This is a genomic window from Cryobacterium levicorallinum, assembly GCF_004402405.1.
Taxonomy (GTDB): domain Bacteria; phylum Actinomycetota; class Actinomycetes; order Actinomycetales; family Microbacteriaceae; genus Cryobacterium; species Cryobacterium levicorallinum.
Genome location: NZ_SOFE01000010.1, coordinates 43,533 through 59,802, shown reverse-complemented (window position 1 = coordinate 59,802; position 16,270 = coordinate 43,533). Strand labels below are relative to the sequence as shown.

The window sequence follows — 16,270 nt, the reverse complement described above, 5'->3', positions numbered from 1 at the left end:
ACCGCCGCCCACGCCCCACCCTCAACCTCGAAACCCCCGCCTACCGCCTCAACCAGCTACTTCTCGAAGCAAAAACCCCCGCGTTGCCCTGACCACTTGACTTTGCCCGCTCGAAATGGCCTGAAACTCACGGCTCGGTGAGCGGCGAAACCGGAAACTCACGGCTCGGCGAGCGGATGGCCCGACCCACCTACCAGCGCGCGCCCCGTTCGACCAGGGCGGCCCGCACCCGGCGCAGAAGTTCCTGGCCACCAGTCTTCAGGTCGTCGTCGGTGATGCGCACCATGCGCCATTTCTGATCCTCGACCCGCTCGCGGCGGGTGATATCGACGCGGAATTGCCTCTGGTTACTCCGGTGTCCGTCGCCCTCGTATTCGACGCAGACTTTGAAGCGCGGCCACGCCAGATCGACCCGGGCTACGAAGACGCCACGTGCGTCGAGGATCTCGAAGTTGACGACTGGTTCTGGAATACCCGCATCCACCAAGAAGAGGCGAGTCCTGGTCTCCTGCGGAGAGTCGACCGCCGCCCGAGCAAGAGCGGCAGCCTTCCGCAGGGCACGACACCCGCGTCTCCCGATCAGGGCCGCAGCGACCGCGCGAAGCTCGTCGGGCGTGTGCCACGGATTGCGGCCGCTGCAGAGAAAATCCGCAGCGGCCACGAGCTCAATCCGGGGAAGCAGGGGGCTGAGGTCGATCCACGTCTGGATCAAACTGGTCACCGGGAATCCGTACACCCGCTGCATCGTGCCATCCACCCGCTCGTGCCCGATGATGCCCACAACCTGCGGTGCCCGCACCCCCGGTGGCACCGAGACGTGCAGTCGGCGGTCGCCTTCAAGTCGGCTGGGCAACCAGATCCCGTGAATCACAGCCGCCGTCGAGTGGCTGAAGACGTGGGTGGCGGGCATCCGCTTGGAATATGCTCTGGCGAGGTCGAAAGTCGACGCCGGATGCTCGCGCTCCGCCCGCAAACGACGAAACGACAGGGCTGCACGTTCAGGTGTGATGGGCATGCAGCGATCATGACGCCAATCACGATTGCACATATTAGTTATGCACAGGCAAACCACGATCGGCCCGGCCGTGGCCCGGATCAGCCTGGCGAGCGGATGCGGCGGCCGGGTTTTTCGGTGTGGCCTGACAGGCCACGCGGGCGCGTTGCCGAGCCGTGAGTTTCGGTCATCGACCCGTGAGTCTCAGCCCGAAAATGGCAACACATCGTGTCCAAACTCACGGCTCGGTGCGCCCGGGGTCGCGAAACTCACGCCTCGGTGAGCGGATGCCTGGGGCGGCCTCGTGAGGCGGCCGCGGGCATCCGCCTGACGAACCAGCAGCTACTGGAACGCGGAGATACCGGTGATCGCGCGGCCGACGACGAGGGTGTTGACCTCGTAGCTGCCCTCGTAGGTGTAGAGGGCTTCGGCGTCGGCGAAGACGCGGGCTATGCCCCAGGAGGTGGAGATGCCGTTGCCGCCGAACACCGAACGACCCAGTGCCACGGATTCGCGCATGCGCGCGCTGGCGGAGGCCTTGGCCATCGCGGCGTGCTCCGGCCGCAGCGTTCCGGCCTGCTGCAGCTGGGCGATGCGCACCATCAGGCCGAGCGACATGGTCGCATTCTCGAGAATGCGCACCAGCTTCTCCTGCACGAGCTGGAACGACGCGATCGGCTGGCCGAACTGCCGGCGTTCAAGCGCGTAGCGCAGCGCATAGTCGTAGGCGGCGAATTGCAGGCCCACGGACTGCCAGCCGACCCAGACCCGCGAATTGGTGAGCAGCCGGTTGGTATCGCGAAAGCTCGTGGCACCGGGCAGCCGGTCGCGTTCGGCGACCACGACGTTCCGCAGGGTGATCGTGGCGTTCTGCACAATGCGCAGGGCTATCTTGTTTTCGATCTTCTCGGCAGTGAACCCGGCCAGGGTCGCGTCGACGATGAAGCCCTTGATCTGGTCGTCGGCGGTGTCGCGCGCCCAGACCAGCACATTGGCCGCGAAGGTTCCGCTGCCGATCCAGCGTTTGACGCCGTTCAGTGTCCAGGAGTCGCCGGTGCGGGTGGCGGTTGTCTCCATATTGCGTGAGACATCGGAGCCGTGGTCCGGTTCGGTGAGCGCGAACGCGCCGATCTTGCGCAGGGAAATGGCGTCGGCCAGGAACCGGTCGCGCTGGTCATCGGTGCCGAGCTGGGCGATCGCCGCTGCGAACAGGCCGCTGTGCACGCCGACAAAGGTCGAAATGGACGCATCGACGCGGGCAAGCTCGACGGTCATGAACCCGTGGAGTAAGAAATTGTCGCCGCGCGCACACAGGTCGACGAGGTTCAGGGTGGAAAGGGCGGGGATGATTTCGAACGGGAACGTCTCGTTGTTCCAGTGCTCGGCGACGACGGGTCGAATCTCGCGTTCGAACACCGCACGGGCTGTGGCTACCAGATTCTGCTCGTCCACGGTGAGGAAGTCCTGGTAGGAGAAGAAATCGGTGGTGGGGCCGGTGTAAAACTCGGGGCTGGGCGCATCCACTTCGGTATCGCCGATCTTCGGACTCTCAACGACGGTGCTCATGGCTGGTCCTCTCTGACCGGGTACCCCTGAATTCTGCGCCTGAGAGTGGAAATGCGCAATCTCTCGCAGATTAACCGTGCAATGTGCCTAATGGATATCCCGATTGTGTCCGCAAATTGCCCCGGATGCGCGAAAACTAGCGCGCGGCGGAGGTGTTCATGGTGAGCACGTCGGTGCCGTCCAGGTCGTGCAGGCCGAGCGTCACGGTCACAACGCCGAGTGTGCCGAGCGATGCGACATGGGTGCCGCCGCAGGGGATGCGCACGGTCGCGCCGGGCAGTTCGCACACCCAGTAGCGGCGGTCCGTCAACCGGTCGCCTCCCTGGTCGATGCGTACCGCGGCATCCGTCATGGTCCACGCGAGAAGGGTCGCGTTAATGGTCGCTTCGATCGCCGCGAGCGACTCGGCGAAGCCATCGACCGAGAAGCCCTTCTTGCGCAGCGATTTGCCGAGCCGGTAGGTGTCGACCGAAGCGTTCTGACCGATCAATGATTCGTCGATGGCGAGCCCGTCGAAGTCGGGGTGGCCGAGCGCGTCGGCGCGTACCTCTTTTTTCCACCGGTCGGCGAGAGCGTCGTTCAGGGCGAGGGAGGCCAAATGACACGCGGTGTGGCCGGCGCTCGTGGCGTCGCGCAGGCCCTCGTCAACCTCGACCGTGACGGTGTCGCCGGCTGAAAGCCCGGCCGCGTCGACGACGTGCACCACGACGAAGGCCCAGCCCGGGGTGCCCTTGGCCACCGGAATGTCCGCACCGATATACAGCTCGGACCCGTCGGTGGCTCCGACGATGCAGTCCTCGACCGGCCAGAACGCGGCGCCGTGGTGCAGCAAGGCCTGGTCGGGTCCCTGGTCGGGCCAGCCGGCATCGACCGGATGCACGCAGGTCGCATCGAGCAGTACGGCTGAGCGTCCATCCGCCAACCGCTCGGAGTGCAGCACGGACGCCCGCGCGTCGACGGCGCCGCTCGGGTAGAGCACTCGGGTGTCTTCGGTGGGCAGGGTCATGGCTGGTCCTTTCACAAGCGGATGTTGTCGGTCACGCCGACGAAAGAAAGGTGCCGCCACGATCGTGGCGGCACCCGTGCTTGCTAATACTGCGCCAGATGCAGCGCGTGGTACCAGGGGCGGAGAACCCACAGCACCGAGAAGATGCAGAATCTAGCTCTTGCGGGCCCGAGAAGCGGTCTCTTCAGACTTCGCCTTCTTGTCGGCCCTCTTTTCCTTGAGGGACTTGTCGGCAACCTTCTTGGTTGCGTCCTTTTTCGGTGATTTGTCAGCCATTGTGTACTCCTTCGCGCCGAGCCGTGGGGCTCCGTCTCCTCGAGAATACGCGGGTTTGCGGCATCCGTCATCTCCGCAGCCGACCGCGCTACCGCAAATCGCCAGACCTGGTCGGAGCCCTGTGCACGGCTGCCGGTCTGTCGTATGCTGTCGCTGCAACGAACCCGCTCTCCGTCGAAAGGTCATGTCATGAGCCACAGCGCCACCTACCGGGCAGTTCTGTTTGGACCCAACCCGATTGCAGCCGGAACCGAGGTCGAATTGGAATACATCGACGGTGAGTATCAGGACGTCCTGGTGCTCGAAGCGGTTGAGGACACCGAAACGATCACCCGCACTTATAAGCGCGGCCGTGAGACCGACGAGCCCATCCCGTATCGTTTCGTCGAGGAAGACGCCGTCGACGCCGGCGAGGCGGACGTTCCCAATTGACGCAGGCATCCGTTTGACAGCGGATGCTGCAGCGCGCGCTAAATGCGCTTGGTTGCGTCGCGGCCGAGTCGCACCGGCAGGGCCATGAGTGGTCCGACGAAGCGGCGCTGCAGCCTGCGCGCCGGGCCCCAGACGATCTGCACGACATACTGCGACAGCAGCGCGCCGGCCGCGAGGGCCATCGCGATGCCGGCAGCGGTGAGCAATGCGAGCAGCCCGTTGATATCGCCCTCGGAGAGCTGGAGCAACCCTCGAAACAGGGTGAGGCCGGGCACGAGCGGCACGAGCGCCGTCACCATAATGACGAGCGGAGGGGTACGCACGATGCGCGCCGCGACCGCCGCCAGCAGGCCGACGCCGAGGGCGCTCGCCGCCGAGGCCCCGACCAGTCCGAATCCGCCGGCCAGCGCGGCCACGAACAGAAACTCGGCGAGAGCGCCGAGCACGCAGACCACCCAGACCGCCCGCCACGGTACCTGCACGGCCAGCGCAAACCCGATGACGATGACGATGGCGGCTACGAGCAGTACCGGCAGCACGCCGATAGTCACGATCGGATTCGAGTCGATCTCGAGCAGCAGCCCGAACCGGGCCAAAAACAGGGCGGATCCCGACACCCCGGTGACCAGGCCAGCCGTGATCAGGAGGGCCTCCACCAGTCGGGCGGTGCCGGTCAGGTAAAACCCCGAGAGCGTGTCATGCACGGCACCGAACGTTGTGACACCGGCGAGAAGCATGATGATGGTGGCGACGACGACGAGCGAGGGGTTGGCCGTGGGGTCGATCACCCGCACGACCGTGGCGACGAGGGGGCCGATCGCCCCGCCGACGACCGTCTGGTAGAACAGCGGAACCTGGCGGTGGTCGAGCACCGACGTGATCCAGTCGATGATCCAGGTGGCGATAAAGGCGGCGATGATCACCGTCGGCCCGCCGCCGATCAGAACGGCGGCGCCGGCACCGACCAGGCTCCAGCCGATGCGGCGCCACTGTTTGGGCACCTGCGGTTTTGAGCTGACGATGGTCGCGAGGATCTTGCGGGCCTCGGCGACCTCGATCGGCTTCTCGATAATGTCCGCGATCAGCTCCGAGGTGGCGGTGAGCTTGGAATAGTCCAGCGTGCGGTACTTCACGTTGCGGCTGCGGATGATCGACTCGTGCGTCGACGGGTCTTCCTGGGTTAGCGTGATGGTCGTGTGGGTGATATTCGCGTCGGTGCCCTTGAGCCCGTAGGCCCTGGTGAGCGCGATCATCGCGGCGGTGGCGTCTTCGGCGCCGGCGCCGGCGGTGAAGATGACTTCGGCGAGGCGCATGGTGAGGTCGAGCACGGCCCGGGTGTAACCGGAGTGGTCGAGCGTGATGGCGGTGGTCTTGCTGAAACTCATGAGGCAGGCAAATCGAGGGGTCCGAGAACGGATGCTGCGGCGGTCGCGTGCGCGGAGTCCGCGTCGGAGGGGTGGAAGTAACCCGCGAGCACGTCGCGGTAGAGCCGGGCCAGTTCGGAGGACGCGGCGTAGGCGGAGCCGCCGGCAACCTGCACGGCGGTGTCGACGACGAACTTGGCGTTCTGGGTGGCCCGGTATTTGAGCCCGGACAGCTGCGCGAACCAGGCCGGTCCGACCGCGAATAATCGCTCGTCGACCGCCCGGGCGAGGGCGTCGATCTGCGGATAGATGCCGTCCATCGCAATGACGAGGTCCCCGATCCGCCACCGCGCGACCGGATCCTGCGCGTGCGTGCGCCCTTCGTTTGTCAGCGAGGTGCGACGGTTAGCGCCCAGGGCGGCGAGTTCGAGCGCGCGCTGGCCGATTCCGGTGTACACGGCGCTGAGCAGAATTTCAAAGTTGGCGAAGATGCCGGCGATGAGCGGGTCGCCGTTCGGGCCGATCGGCAGGCGGCGCACGACCCGGTCCGGGCGGGCGAGAGCGCCATCGAGCACGGTGCTCTGGCTCTGGCTGGCGCGCATGCCGAGGGTGTCCCAGTCATCTTTCGAGCGGATGCCGGCATCCGCTCGATCGAGAAACGCCCAGACGATCGCGGGGTCAGCTGGGGCGGAGGAATCCAGGCCGAGGGTTCCGAGCCGGGTCCAGGCGGGGGAGAGCGAGGTGAACACCTTGGTGCCGGTGAACCGGTAGCCGCCATCTTGCTGGGGGAGGGCATCCGTGTGCGAGCCGAACAGCACCAGGTCGTTGCCGGGTTCGCTCACGCCAAAGGCGAAGATTTCGCCTCGCATGGCCTCTTCGAGCACGAAGTCGAGCGAGTGGTCGCCCTGCGCGTTCAGGCTGGCGGCGACACCGGTCCAAACCAGGTGCATGTTCACGGCGAGGGCGGTGGCCGGGGCGTGCGCGGCGAGCCGGGTCTGCTCGCGCACGGTCTGTTGCAGGGTGCGGCCGAGTCCGCCGAACTGCACCGGCACGAGGGCGCGCAGGTAGCCGGCAGCGACGAGCACCTCGAGATCTTCGGTGAAGAAGGCGTTGGCCCGGTCATACCCGGCTGCCCGTGAGCGGATGCCGGCCAGCAGCTGATCAGACAGCACCGGCTCGGTCGAGGGAACAAAAACGGGCGCTGCCGGAGAGGTTTCGGGCAGGGTTAAAGCAGGGAGAAACTCGGTCACAGGGACAAGCCTATGCAGCCTTACGCCGTCGCGCCAACACCCGCACGATCACGAGCGCGATTGCCCCGAAAATCGCCAGTATGACCAGCCAGGGCAGAGCAACTCCGAGGCCGATCAGCAGGCCGCCGGCGGCGGCGACGAGGGCGGTCCAACCGGCGATAATGCCGGTCCAGAAATTGTCGGGGCCGCCGGCGGCCACGGTGCCTTCCGAAACCAATTCGAGCTGCACGGTCGAGTAATCGATCTGATCGGCGAGAAAGTCGCGCTGGGACTGCAGGCTTTCGAGCTCACCCTGCCGACTCGACAATGCGTCTTCGATGCTGATCAGGTCGGTCGTGCTCGTCGCCGAGGCCATCAGTGCCAACAACCGGTCAACCGAGGTGGTCAGAGCCGTGATGCGGGCGTCGAGGTCCTGGCTCTGCTGTGTCACGTCCTGGGCGTTGAGCGAGACGAAGTTGAGCCGGCCGAGTTTCTTGAGCTCGGCCAGGGTACGGTCGAGTTCGTCGGACGGAATACGCAGGGTGAGGGTGGCGCTCGCTGGCTGGACGTCGGTGCCCGGGTTTTCGCTGCGGCTGTCGACGCGTCCGCCGGCCTGTTCGGTGATCGTGACGGCGGATTCGCTCGCCGCGACCGGATCAGTGGCTGTGATCGACATGGACCCGGTGGTGATGACGTCCCGGTTGGACGTGTTCACGTCGCCCGTGGTGCCGGTGACGACGCTGCCGTAGGGGGCTTTGTCGACCGAAAAGTCCTGTTCCGGCGCGACCGCGCCGACGTCGCCTTCCGACGAGCCTGTGCTCCCAGAAGAGTCCGTGCTCACCGAACCACTATTCGCCGTGCATCCCGCCAACAACACGGCGGTCAGAAGGACCGCGATCACTCCCCAGGTTCGTCTCATGACTCACCGTACCGAGCGGGGTGGGGGCGCTGTCTGGGGGCAGTCTGGGAGTCGGATCACAATTGGGACTCGGCGCCTACCCCCGAAGTAAGGTCAGGGAGACGGCGAGCAGCCCGACTGCACGTTCAACCCAACTGCACACACGATCAGGAGGACAACATGGGATTCGTAGACGATGCCAAGGATGCACTCGATGCCACCGGCAAAAAGATCGGCCGGGCGGTTGATGACGCCAAGGACCGCGTCGAAGACCGGGTCGACGAGGCCAAGGCTGACGTCAAGGTGAAGAAGGCCGAGGGCGAGGTCAAGCACGCCGAGGCCGAGCGCAACGCCACCGAGACCAAGAACGACTTCAAGGCCACCCTGCGTGACGATAATTAGCACATGATCTGGTGGGCGGAGCGGATGCGCCGAGCGCGTCGGTCCCGCCCACCGCTGTTGCACGTGGCAACGGATGCGGGTACCGGCCCGGTCGTCATTCTCGTGCACGGCATCGCGTCGTCCTCGATCACCTTCTACGAGGTGATCCCGCGGCTCACCCCGAATCATCGGGTGATCGCGGTGGACATTCTGGGCTTCGGGCAGTCGCCGGCACCGGACGGCTGCGAGTACCGGCTGGAGGATCATGTCGGGGCCCTGGCCGCGACCATCCGCTCATTGAAACTGCGCGAGCCGTTCGTGCTGGTCGGCCACTCCCTCGGCAGCCTGATCAGCACCCGCTACGCCGCGATGCAGCGGCAGGGCCCGGGGGCGAGCGTTTGGCGGAGGCTGACAGGCAGCGGCACGGTGTCGCGCGTGGTGCTGGTCGGGCCGCCGGTCTATGTGTCACCGAGCGATATCGGCGACCCACGAGTCAAAGCGCGAGTCAGCGCCTACCTGCGGGCCTACGATTTTCTGCGCGCCAATAAGGATTTCACACTCGCCAACGCGTCCATCATCACGCGGCTGCTCCCCAAGGGCATCTTTGAACTGACCGAGAAAACATGGACGCCGTTCATCAAGTCGATGGAGCACTGCATCGAATCGCAGACCGTGGTGAGCGATATCGCGAGCCTCGAGGTGCCGGTCGACGTGATCTACGGTGCGCTCGACGCGTTCATCGCGCAGGGCAGCATGACCATCATTGAGCGGATGCGCCACGTCACCATGCACCGGGTCGAGGCCAACGACCACATCATCCGCCGGCGCCTGGCCCGGGTGCTGGTGAACGTGATCGACAGCTGAGCTAGACGGCCGGGTAGGTCACCCCGGTGAGTTTCTCCGAGACCGACCAGAGGCGGCGGGCATCCGCTTCATCGAGGGAACGTTTGGGCAGCCTGGCGGGAGCAGGTGCGCCGGTGAGTTCACCGAACCCGCCAGGGCCGTAGTAACCGCCGCCGGCCGCCGCGGGATTCGTCGCCGCGTACAGGGCGGGAAGAATGCCTTGGTCGACCTGCTGCCACATCCAGCCGATGCGGTGTGAGGCTTCGTTGGCGGCGAGGAAGATGCGGGCCGAGGCCCCGTTGTGGGTGGGGCCGGAGATCTGCAGGTTCGTGACTGTTGCGCCCGGGTGCGCGGCGACGCTGCGCACGCCCCAGCTCCCGACGACGCTGCGCCGGTTGAGCTCGCGCGCGAACATGAGCGTGGCCAGTTTGGAGAGTCCGTAGGCGCGGTGCGCGCGGTAACGCAGACCCTGCAGGTCGGTGAAGTCGAGGTGGCCGCCGCGGGCGATGAGGCTCGACAGACTCACGACCCTGCTGGTGCCGGCCGCCCGCAGCAGCGGAAGCAGATGCGCGGTGAGCGCGAAGTGTCCGAGGTGGTTGGTGCCGAACTGCAGCTCGAAGCCGTCTTCGGTTTCGTCGCGCACAGGCGGCATCATGAGGCCAGCGTTGTTGAGCAGAATGTCGATCGGGCGGCCCTCGTTCCTGAGCTCCTCACCGAATCCGGCGATACTCGAGAGCGACGCCAGATCGAGATGACGGATGCTGACGCTCGCCTCCGGGGACTGTTCGTTCAGGAGTTTGACGGCCGCGGCGCCCTTCTCCTCGTTGCGCACGGCGAGAATGACCTCGGCGCCGGCCCGGGCGAGGCGGCCGGTCAGGCCGAAGCCGAGGCCGCTGTTAGCGCCCGTGACGACGGCCAGCTGGCCGTGCAGGTCGGGAACCTGGATGTCGGGAATGGGTTTGCTCGTGCTGGCCGGCGCGGTCTTGGTCATGGTGCTCCCGAGTAGTGGTGGTAATTCAGCCAACCCGTTTGTGCGGGGGAAGTCACGCGTCGGTCGCGAGCCCGGGCAGATTCACGGGTGGCCGCCCTCGCAGCATTCCGGGGCAGGTGCATCTCGGGAAGCGACGAGGGGGCATCCGTTCCCGGCCGCTTAACTTTGGGGCGGGTCGCCGATGCGCTCGAGGGCGTCGACGATGAGGGCCCAGAACTTCTCGTGGTTGAGGTCGACGGCCACCTGGGTGGCGCAGTCGGCCGGGGCCGGCGCACGAAAGTCGGCCACGGTCATGCCGAGCGTGAGGGTGCCCGCCAGTTCCACGTCGAGCGGAGCCTTGCGCACGGTGATGACACTCGGGTCGATCACGTAGGCGACCGCGCACGGGTCGTGCACCGGCGGGTAGTCGAAACCCTGGGTATCCTTGTAGGTTTCCGCGAAGAAGGCGAGCAGCTCGCCGACGAACCGGGCCGGCGCTGTGCCGACGGCGGCGATGCGGGTGACGATGTCGGGGGTGGCGAGGGCCTGGTGGGTGAGGTCGAGCCCGATCATGGTCAGCGGCCACGTCTCGTTGAACACGATGTGGGCGGCTTCGGGATCGATGACGATGTTGAACTCGGCTGTGGCCGACCAGTTGCCCACGTGGTAGCCGCCGCCCATAAGCACGACCTGCTTGACCCGCTCGACGATGCGCGGCTCTTTGCGGGCGGCGAGGGCGATATTGGTCAGGGCGCCGGTCGGCACGAGGGTGATTTCCCCGGGCTCGTGCGCCATGATCGTGTCGATGATGAGGTCGACGGCGTGCCGAGCGTCGAGCTCGAGGGTCGGTTCGGGCAGCACCGGGCCGTCGAGGCCTGACTCGCCGTGGATGGACGGGGCCGTTTCAATCTGCCGAACCAGCGGGCGCGGGCATCCGGCGGCAAATGGCACTCCGGTAATGCCGGCCACCCGGGCCACGGACAGGGCGTTGCGAGTGACCTTGTCGAGGGTCTGGTTGCCCATCACCGTGGTCACGGCGACGAGGTCGATGTTCGGATTGCCGTGCGCGAGGAGCAACGCGATCGCATCGTCGTGGCCGGGATCGCAGTCGAGGATGATTTTGGTGGGCACAACTCAGGGTACGTGGTCTTCCCCTTTCCGGGCCCGGGCCCGGAAACCGGGACCATGGTAGATCATGGGCCCAGTTGCCGAAGGTGGGCCCGGCGCGCGCGGGCAGCGGCAGCGACGCGAGGCGGCGCATCCGCTCGTGCATTTCTCATGGTCCGCCCAGAGCCGCTCCGATAAGCTGGGCGCGCGGCTGTAGTTCACACCCGCCCCCGTACCGAGGAGCTTGTTCGTATGACTTTGATCGAGGAATTCCTCATGCCCGGCGGCGGCACGAGCATCAACACCCTGCCCAAGGTTTCGCTGCACGACCACCTCGACGGCGGTCTGCGTCCGCAGTCCATCATCGAGCTGGCCGACTCCATCGGATTCGTGCTTCCCACAACGGATGCCGACGCGCTCGGCGAATGGTTCTCCGACCAGTCCAATGCCGGCTCGCTCGTGGAATACCTGAAGACCTTCGACGTCACGACCGCCGTCATGCAGACCCGCGAGGGCCTGACCCGGGTCGCCCGCGAATTCGTCGAAGACCTCGCCGATGACGGCGTCATCTACGGAGAGATCCGCTGGGCTCCCGAGCAGCACCTGGCTCGCGGCCTCACCCTGAACGAGGTCGTCGAGGCTGTGCAGGACGGCATCGAAGCCGGCATTGAGAACGTCGAGCAGTCGGGCCGCAGCATCCGCATCGGCCAGCTCATCACCGCCATGCGCCACGCGAACCGCGGCCTCGAGATCGCCGAACTCGCCGTGCGCTACCGCTTCGACGGCGTCGTCGGCTTCGACATCGCCGGCGCCGAGGCCGGCTTCCCGGCCGGCAACCACCGCGCGGCCTTCGACCTGCTAGCCCGCGAATTCATGCCGGTCACCGTGCATGCCGGCGAGGCCGACGGGCTTGACAGCATCCGCGGCGCCCTCTTCGACGGCCGCGCCCTGCGCCTTGGCCACGGCGTGCGCCTCGCCGAAGACGTCACGATCGAACGCCAGGACGACGACAACACCTTCGTCACCCTCGGACCGGTGGCCCAATGGGTGCGCGACCGCGAGATCACCCTCGAGCTGAGCCCGTCCTCGAACTTGCAGACCGGAGCGGTCGCCGCCTGGGGCGAAGAACTTTTCGACCACCCCTTCGACCTGCTGTACCAGCTCGGCTTCAAGGTCACCGTCAACACCGACAACCGCCTGATGAGTGACACCACCCTGTCCCAGGAACTCGCCCTGCTCTCGGATGCCTTCGGCTACGACCTCGGCGACCTCGAGACCTTCCAGCTCAACGCTGCCCACGCGGCGTTCCTGCCGCTGGAAGACCGCGAAGAACTCGTCGAAGCCATCGAAGCGGGCTTCGGCGACGCCTAGCCCCGCCAGCCAACCAAGGACGACCCCGCATAACCGAAAGACACCATGCCACTCCCGCACCTCCCGCTTGACGCCATCACCATCGGCGCGCACGCTGACGACTGGACCGCGGCCATCACGGCCGCCGGCGACGCGCTCGTACGTTCCGGCGCCGCGACATCCGCTTATACCGAACGCATGATCGCGGTGATCCACGAATTCGGCGCCTACATCGTGATCGCGCCCGGCTTGGCACTCGCGCACGCGCGGCCGGGAGCGGATGTTCTCACCGACGGACTCTGCGTCGTCACTCTGGCTGAGCCGGTCGCCTTCGGGCACCCGCACAACGACCCGGTCAGCGTGATCGTCGGCCTGGCCGTGGCCGGCGCCGACGACCACCTCCAGTTCGTCGCCGAACTCGCCAACGTGTTCAATGACCCGGCGGTGATTCCGGCGCTGGCCGGCGCGACCACCGCGGAATTCGTGCAGAGCGTCTTCTCGTGAAGATCGTCGTGATGTGCGGCGTCGGCCTCGGCACCTCGGCCATTCTGAAGGTCAACGCCGAGCGCGCGCTCGAACGGCTTGAGATCGAGGCACGCGTACAGGCAACGGATGTCGCTGGCGTGCGTTCCGCCGCGGCCGACGCCCAGGTTATCCTGACCTCCTCGGAGCTCGTCGACGCGATCGGCAAAACCAACGCCGATGTGATCGTCATCAACAACTACTTCGACGTCGACGAACTCGTCGCCAAGCTCGACATCGCGCTGGGCTCCTAGCCCCGCCGCGTTCCGGGCCGCGTTTTTTCCGGGCCCGGGCCCGGAAAGTGGGCCCATGATAGATCATGGGCCCAGGACCGTAAGGTGGGCCCGCCGGCGAACACACCGAGCGGCACGTCGACCGCCTGGACGGCGACGCCTCGAGCAGTGGCCCGAGCGCCCGCGACGGGCCTATGCTCAGCGCATGGGCGACAGCGTGAAGCAGGGTGCACGGGCCGAACACCGCTGGCCGGCCGTACTGGGGTTGCTGGTAGCTCTCACGCTGTATGCCACCTTGCCGAGTACGTTCCTGCCCGGGCTGCGTTACACGGTCGTCGCGATCGGGCTCGCCATGCTGATCCCGCTCCTCGCCCTCAACCCCCACCGGCTGCATCGCGAAACCCGCTGGTCGAAATACCTCGCCACCGGCCAGGCGGTCTTGCTGGTCGCGGCCAACGAAGTCGCCCTCGTGCAGCTCGTGATCCAGCTCACGTCGGGCGGTAAGGATGACGGGCCGACACTGCTGCTCGCTGCCCTGCAGGTGTGGGTCACCAATGTCATCGCCTTCGCGCTGGTCTACTGGGAACTCGACCGCGGCGGCCCGGTCTCGAGGCGTCATGCCGACCGGGCCGACTTTCCGCCGGCTGATTTTCGCTTTCCCCAGGACGAAGACCACGACGCCATCGAGGAGGTCGCCGCCAGGTCGTCGCAGCGTACCGGTTGGGTCGCTTCGTTCTTCGACTATGTCTACTTTTCGTTGTCGAACTCCATGGCGTTCAGCCCGACCGACACGATGCCGCTCTCGCTCCGGGCTAAAGCGCTCATGGGGATTGAGTCGTTCGGCGGCTTCGTGCTGCTGGCCCTCGTCATCGCCCGGGCGGTCTCCCTGCTCGGCTAGCTTCCGCAGCATCCGTTCGCCGAGCCGTGAGTCTTGAGCGATTTCTCGCGCAAAATGGCCTCAAAGTCACGGCTCGGTGATTGAAACTCACGGCTCAGCGAAGCGGATGGCCGACCCGACCCGCCCAGATCCCGCCATCGACGCGAGCGGATGCCTGCACTTACTCGATCAGCGCGCGCATTCCGCGGTCGAGCTCGTCGAGGGCGGCCTGCGCCGCGGCACGGCGCTCGACCAGGGTGCCGACCGTGCTTCGGGTGTCGATATACACCTTGAGCTTGGGTTCGGTACCGCTTGGGCGCACCATGACGCGCGATCCGTCGGTCAAACGGATGCGCAACACGTCACTCGGCGGCAGGTCACCCAGCCCCCACCGAAAGTCGTCGATCTCGTCGACGCGAATGCGCCCGACATGGGTCGGCGGGGATTCCCGTAGGCGCGTCATGACCAAGGCGATCGTGGAGACTTCGGAGACCCGCACCGAGATCTGCCCCGAGGCATAGTGTCCGAACTTCTCACTGAACCGGTCAAGGTAGCCGGCGAGGGTTGTCCCTTCCGACTTGAGGTCGCTGACCAGCGAGAGCAGGGCGACCGCTGCCGAGATGCCGTCCTTGTCGCGCACGCTGTCCGGGTTGACCAGGTAGCCGAGCGCCTCTTCGAAACCGTAGACCAGGCCCGGCACCCGCGACACCCATTTGAACCCGGTGAGGGTTTCGACGAAACGCAGGCCGTAGGCATCCGCTACCGCGTGCAGAGCCGGCGATGACACGATTGAGCAGGCTAGCGCGCCCGGGTTTGAGGCGTCAGCAGTAGCCAGGGCCGCGGCGCGCCAGCCCAGAATCGCTCCGACCTCGTTGCCGCTGAGCCGGCGATAACCGCTCGCGCTTGAGAGGTCGGGAATGGCGACGGCAAGCCGGTCGGCGTCGGGATCGTTGGCAATAATGAGCTCGGCGCTCACCTCACGCGCAGTCTCGTAGGCGAGGTCCATCGCGCCGGGCTCTTCAGGGTTCGGAAAGGCGACGGTGGGAAAGGCCGCGTCGGGCGCGATCTGCGCGTCAACCAGGGTCGGCAGGTCAAAACCGGATTTTTCGAGCACGCGACGGGTGGTGTCCCAGCCGACGCCGTGCATGGCGGTGTACACCGAGTTCACCTGCGCCCGCGGTGTGTGGGCGATGCTGGCCGTTTCGGCGATGTAGGCCTGGACAACGGTTTCTTCGGCGGTCTCGTAGCTGGCGCGCGGCAGGTGCGGCACGTGCTCGTCGGCGGCGACTCGCAGAATCTCGTCCGAGATGGCCTTGTCGTCGGGGGAGACGATCTGCGCGCCATTGTTCACGCCGCCCAGGTACACCTTGTAACCGTTGTCGTTCGGCGGGTTGTGCGAGGCCGTTACCATCACGCCGCAGCTTGCGTCGAGATGCCGCACGGCGAAGGCGAGCACGGGCGTGGGCAGCAGACGCGGCAAGAGGATGGCGCGCACCCCCGCGCCCGCCATCAGCGCCGCCGTGTCGGTCGCGAAGACGTGTGAGTTCTTGCGTCCGTCGTAGCCGATGACGACTGACGGGGTCACCCCGGGCGCAGCGTGTCGCAGCAGGTAAGTGGCCAGGCCAGCGGCGGCCTGCGAGACGAGCACGCGGTTCATGCGGTTCGGTCCGGCGGAAATCTCACCGCGCAGCCCGGCCGTGCCGAAGGCGAGCCGGGTATCGAACCGGGAATGCAGATTGGACAGCGCTGCGGTGTCGCCGTCTCCGACGGCATTGATAAGAGCGCGCAACTGTGCCTGCGTCTCCGGATCTGGGTCCTGGTTGAGCCAGGCCCGCGCGGCCTGTAACACCGTCGCGGTGCGGTCAGTCGGGGTCTCCGGGGTTTCGTGGGCCACCGGCGCGGTCGCTAGGTCGTCGATCTCAGCGCCATCGTCGGTCGTGATGGTCTGAATGGCAACCGTCGCTTCCACGGTGTCATCGTCGTTGTCCGGCACAATGGTCTGAATTGCGACGGTCGGTTCTGAGCCGGCATCGTCGCTGTCCTGCACGATCGGGAGGGCGCGGGTGGGAGTCTCGGTCTCGTCGGCCGGGTCGGCGTCGGTGACGTGCGGGGAAGCCGGCGTGCCTGGCGGGGTGACTTCGACAGTCGCATCCGCTGGCGGGCCGGAGTGACGACCGCCACTACGTTCGACCGGCTGCTCGACGTTGTCGCGATCCGGGCCG

17 protein-coding genes are annotated in these 16,270 nt (G+C 66.4%); 7 read left to right on the top strand and 10 right to left on the bottom strand.

Annotation, left to right across the window (positions count from 1 at the left end):
- Positions 1–190 precede the first annotated feature (190 nt).
- The 4 genes from E3O11_RS05355 to E3O11_RS18415 form a co-directional block, all read right to left on the bottom strand.
- On the bottom strand, positions 191–1,015 hold the full coding sequence (locus tag E3O11_RS05355; RefSeq protein ID WP_134495429.1) for a hypothetical protein: 825 nt from the start codon (positions 1,013–1,015) through the stop codon (positions 191–193).
- Between the two features lie 321 nt (positions 1,016–1,336).
- Positions 1,337–2,560, bottom strand: a complete 1,224-nt coding sequence (locus tag E3O11_RS05350) for an acyl-CoA dehydrogenase family protein (protein WP_092452365.1) — start codon at positions 2,558–2,560, stop codon at positions 1,337–1,339.
- A 136-nt stretch (positions 2,561–2,696) separates the two neighbouring features.
- A complete protein-coding gene (locus E3O11_RS05345; protein WP_092452362.1) occupies positions 2,697–3,566 on the bottom strand; it encodes an alanyl-tRNA editing protein in 870 nt (289 codons plus the stop codon).
- Between the two features lie 153 nt (positions 3,567–3,719).
- Entirely contained in the window at positions 3,720–3,842 is a 123-nt protein-coding gene (locus tag E3O11_RS18415) for a hypothetical protein (protein ID WP_255408738.1), read from the bottom strand.
- 189 nt (positions 3,843–4,031) lie between these two features.
- On the opposite strand from E3O11_RS18415, the gene E3O11_RS05340 reads away from it, so the two are divergent.
- Positions 4,032–4,274, top strand: a complete 243-nt coding sequence (locus E3O11_RS05340; protein WP_092452359.1) for a hypothetical protein — start codon at positions 4,032–4,034, stop codon at positions 4,272–4,274.
- Between the two features lie 38 nt (positions 4,275–4,312).
- Here E3O11_RS05340 and E3O11_RS05335 read toward each other — a convergent pair whose 3' ends face one another.
- The 3 genes from E3O11_RS05335 to E3O11_RS05325 are packed head-to-tail and all read right to left on the bottom strand — an operon-like array spanning position 4,313 to position 7,708.
- Entirely contained in the window at positions 4,313–5,659 is a 1,347-nt protein-coding gene (locus tag E3O11_RS05335) for a threonine/serine exporter family protein (RefSeq protein WP_092452356.1), read from the bottom strand.
- Positions 5,656–6,861 carry an acyl-CoA dehydrogenase family protein gene (locus tag E3O11_RS05330; RefSeq protein ID WP_170851595.1) on the bottom strand — a complete coding sequence of 402 codons (1,206 nt, stop codon included), beginning with the start codon at positions 6,859–6,861 and terminating at the stop codon, positions 5,656–5,658. The genes E3O11_RS05335 and E3O11_RS05330 overlap by 4 nt, the downstream gene beginning before the upstream one ends.
- Before the next feature lie 37 nt (positions 6,862–6,898).
- Positions 6,899–7,708 carry a DUF4349 domain-containing protein gene (locus tag E3O11_RS05325; RefSeq protein WP_166787497.1) on the bottom strand — a complete coding sequence of 270 codons (810 nt, stop codon included), beginning with the start codon at positions 7,706–7,708 and terminating at the stop codon, positions 6,899–6,901.
- A 237-nt stretch (positions 7,709–7,945) separates the two neighbouring features.
- Between E3O11_RS05325 and E3O11_RS05320 the strand changes: the two genes are divergently transcribed.
- Together E3O11_RS05320 and E3O11_RS05315 are read left to right on the top strand one after the other, a co-directional pair.
- Positions 7,946–8,167 (top strand): hypothetical protein, encoded by a 222-nt coding sequence (locus E3O11_RS05320; protein WP_092452350.1) that lies wholly within the window; start codon positions 7,946–7,948, stop codon positions 8,165–8,167.
- Positions 8,168–8,170: 3 nt separating this feature from the next.
- Positions 8,171–9,010 carry an alpha/beta fold hydrolase gene (locus E3O11_RS05315; protein ID WP_092452347.1) on the top strand — a complete coding sequence of 280 codons (840 nt, stop codon included), beginning with the start codon at positions 8,171–8,173 and terminating at the stop codon, positions 9,008–9,010.
- A 1-nt stretch (position 9,011) separates the two neighbouring features.
- Here the strand turns inward: E3O11_RS05315 and E3O11_RS05310 are convergent, their stop codons facing one another.
- The gene (locus E3O11_RS05310; protein WP_092452344.1) at positions 9,012–9,980 is read right to left on the bottom strand and encodes an SDR family oxidoreductase; all 969 of its coding nucleotides are present in this window, start codon (positions 9,978–9,980) and stop codon (positions 9,012–9,014) included.
- 159 nt (positions 9,981–10,139) lie between these two features.
- On the bottom strand, positions 10,140–11,090 hold the full coding sequence (gene uriH / locus E3O11_RS05305; RefSeq protein ID WP_092452341.1) for a uridine-preferring nucleoside hydrolase UriH: 951 nt from the start codon (positions 11,088–11,090) through the stop codon (positions 10,140–10,142).
- 228 nt (positions 11,091–11,318) lie between these two features.
- Here uriH and E3O11_RS05300 point away from each other — a divergent pair, with 228 nt between their 5' ends.
- The 4 genes from E3O11_RS05300 to E3O11_RS05285 all read left to right on the top strand — a co-directional run bounded on the left by E3O11_RS05300 (position 11,319) and on the right by E3O11_RS05285 (position 14,069).
- Positions 11,319–12,437 carry an adenosine deaminase gene (locus tag E3O11_RS05300; protein ID WP_092452338.1) on the top strand — a complete coding sequence of 373 codons (1,119 nt, stop codon included), beginning with the start codon at positions 11,319–11,321 and terminating at the stop codon, positions 12,435–12,437.
- Between the two features lie 45 nt (positions 12,438–12,482).
- Complete coding sequence (locus E3O11_RS05295) at positions 12,483–12,920, top strand: PTS sugar transporter subunit IIA (RefSeq protein ID WP_092452335.1); 438 nt, start codon at positions 12,483–12,485, stop codon at positions 12,918–12,920.
- On the top strand, positions 12,917–13,192 hold the full coding sequence (locus E3O11_RS05290) for a PTS sugar transporter subunit IIB (protein ID WP_092452332.1): 276 nt from the start codon (positions 12,917–12,919) through the stop codon (positions 13,190–13,192). The genes E3O11_RS05295 and E3O11_RS05290 overlap by 4 nt, the downstream gene beginning before the upstream one ends.
- A gap of 184 nt (positions 13,193–13,376) precedes the next feature.
- Positions 13,377–14,069: a DUF1345 domain-containing protein gene (locus tag E3O11_RS05285; RefSeq protein ID WP_092452329.1), complete on the top strand. Its 693-nt coding sequence runs from the start codon at positions 13,377–13,379 to the stop codon at positions 14,067–14,069.
- A gap of 160 nt (positions 14,070–14,229) precedes the next feature.
- On the opposite strand, the gene E3O11_RS05280 is transcribed toward E3O11_RS05285, so the two are convergent.
- Positions 14,230–15,942 carry a phospho-sugar mutase gene (locus E3O11_RS05280; RefSeq protein WP_092452384.1) on the bottom strand — a complete coding sequence of 571 codons (1,713 nt, stop codon included), beginning with the start codon at positions 15,940–15,942 and terminating at the stop codon, positions 14,230–14,232.
- Between the last annotated feature and the right edge of the window lie 328 nt (positions 15,943–16,270).

Excerpts from the sequence above, each read along its gene's own strand:
- E3O11_RS05285 (WP_092452329.1), top strand. The coding sequence starts at position 13,377 with ATGGGCGACAGCGTGAAGCAGGGTGCACGGGCCGAACACCGCTGGCCG.
- E3O11_RS18415 (WP_255408738.1), bottom strand. The coding sequence starts at position 3,842 with ATGGCTGACAAATCACCGAAAAAGGACGCAACCAAGAAGGTTGCCGAC.
- E3O11_RS05295 (WP_092452335.1), top strand. The coding sequence starts at position 12,483 with ATGCCACTCCCGCACCTCCCGCTTGACGCCATCACCATCGGCGCGCAC.
- E3O11_RS05355 (WP_134495429.1), bottom strand. The coding sequence starts at position 1,015 with ATGCCCATCACACCTGAACGTGCAGCCCTGTCGTTTCGTCGTTTGCGG.
- E3O11_RS05350 (WP_092452365.1), bottom strand. The coding sequence starts at position 2,560 with ATGAGCACCGTCGTTGAGAGTCCGAAGATCGGCGATACCGAAGTGGAT.
- E3O11_RS05315 (WP_092452347.1), top strand. The coding sequence starts at position 8,171 with ATGATCTGGTGGGCGGAGCGGATGCGCCGAGCGCGTCGGTCCCGCCCA.
- E3O11_RS05345 (WP_092452362.1), bottom strand. The coding sequence starts at position 3,566 with ATGACCCTGCCCACCGAAGACACCCGAGTGCTCTACCCGAGCGGCGCC.
- E3O11_RS05340 (WP_092452359.1), top strand. The coding sequence starts at position 4,032 with ATGAGCCACAGCGCCACCTACCGGGCAGTTCTGTTTGGACCCAACCCG.
- E3O11_RS05310 (WP_092452344.1), bottom strand. The coding sequence starts at position 9,980 with ATGACCAAGACCGCGCCGGCCAGCACGAGCAAACCCATTCCCGACATC.
- E3O11_RS05300 (WP_092452338.1), top strand. The coding sequence starts at position 11,319 with ATGACTTTGATCGAGGAATTCCTCATGCCCGGCGGCGGCACGAGCATC.
- E3O11_RS05335 (WP_092452356.1), bottom strand. The coding sequence starts at position 5,659 with ATGAGTTTCAGCAAGACCACCGCCATCACGCTCGACCACTCCGGTTAC.
- E3O11_RS05320 (WP_092452350.1), top strand. The coding sequence starts at position 7,946 with ATGGGATTCGTAGACGATGCCAAGGATGCACTCGATGCCACCGGCAAA.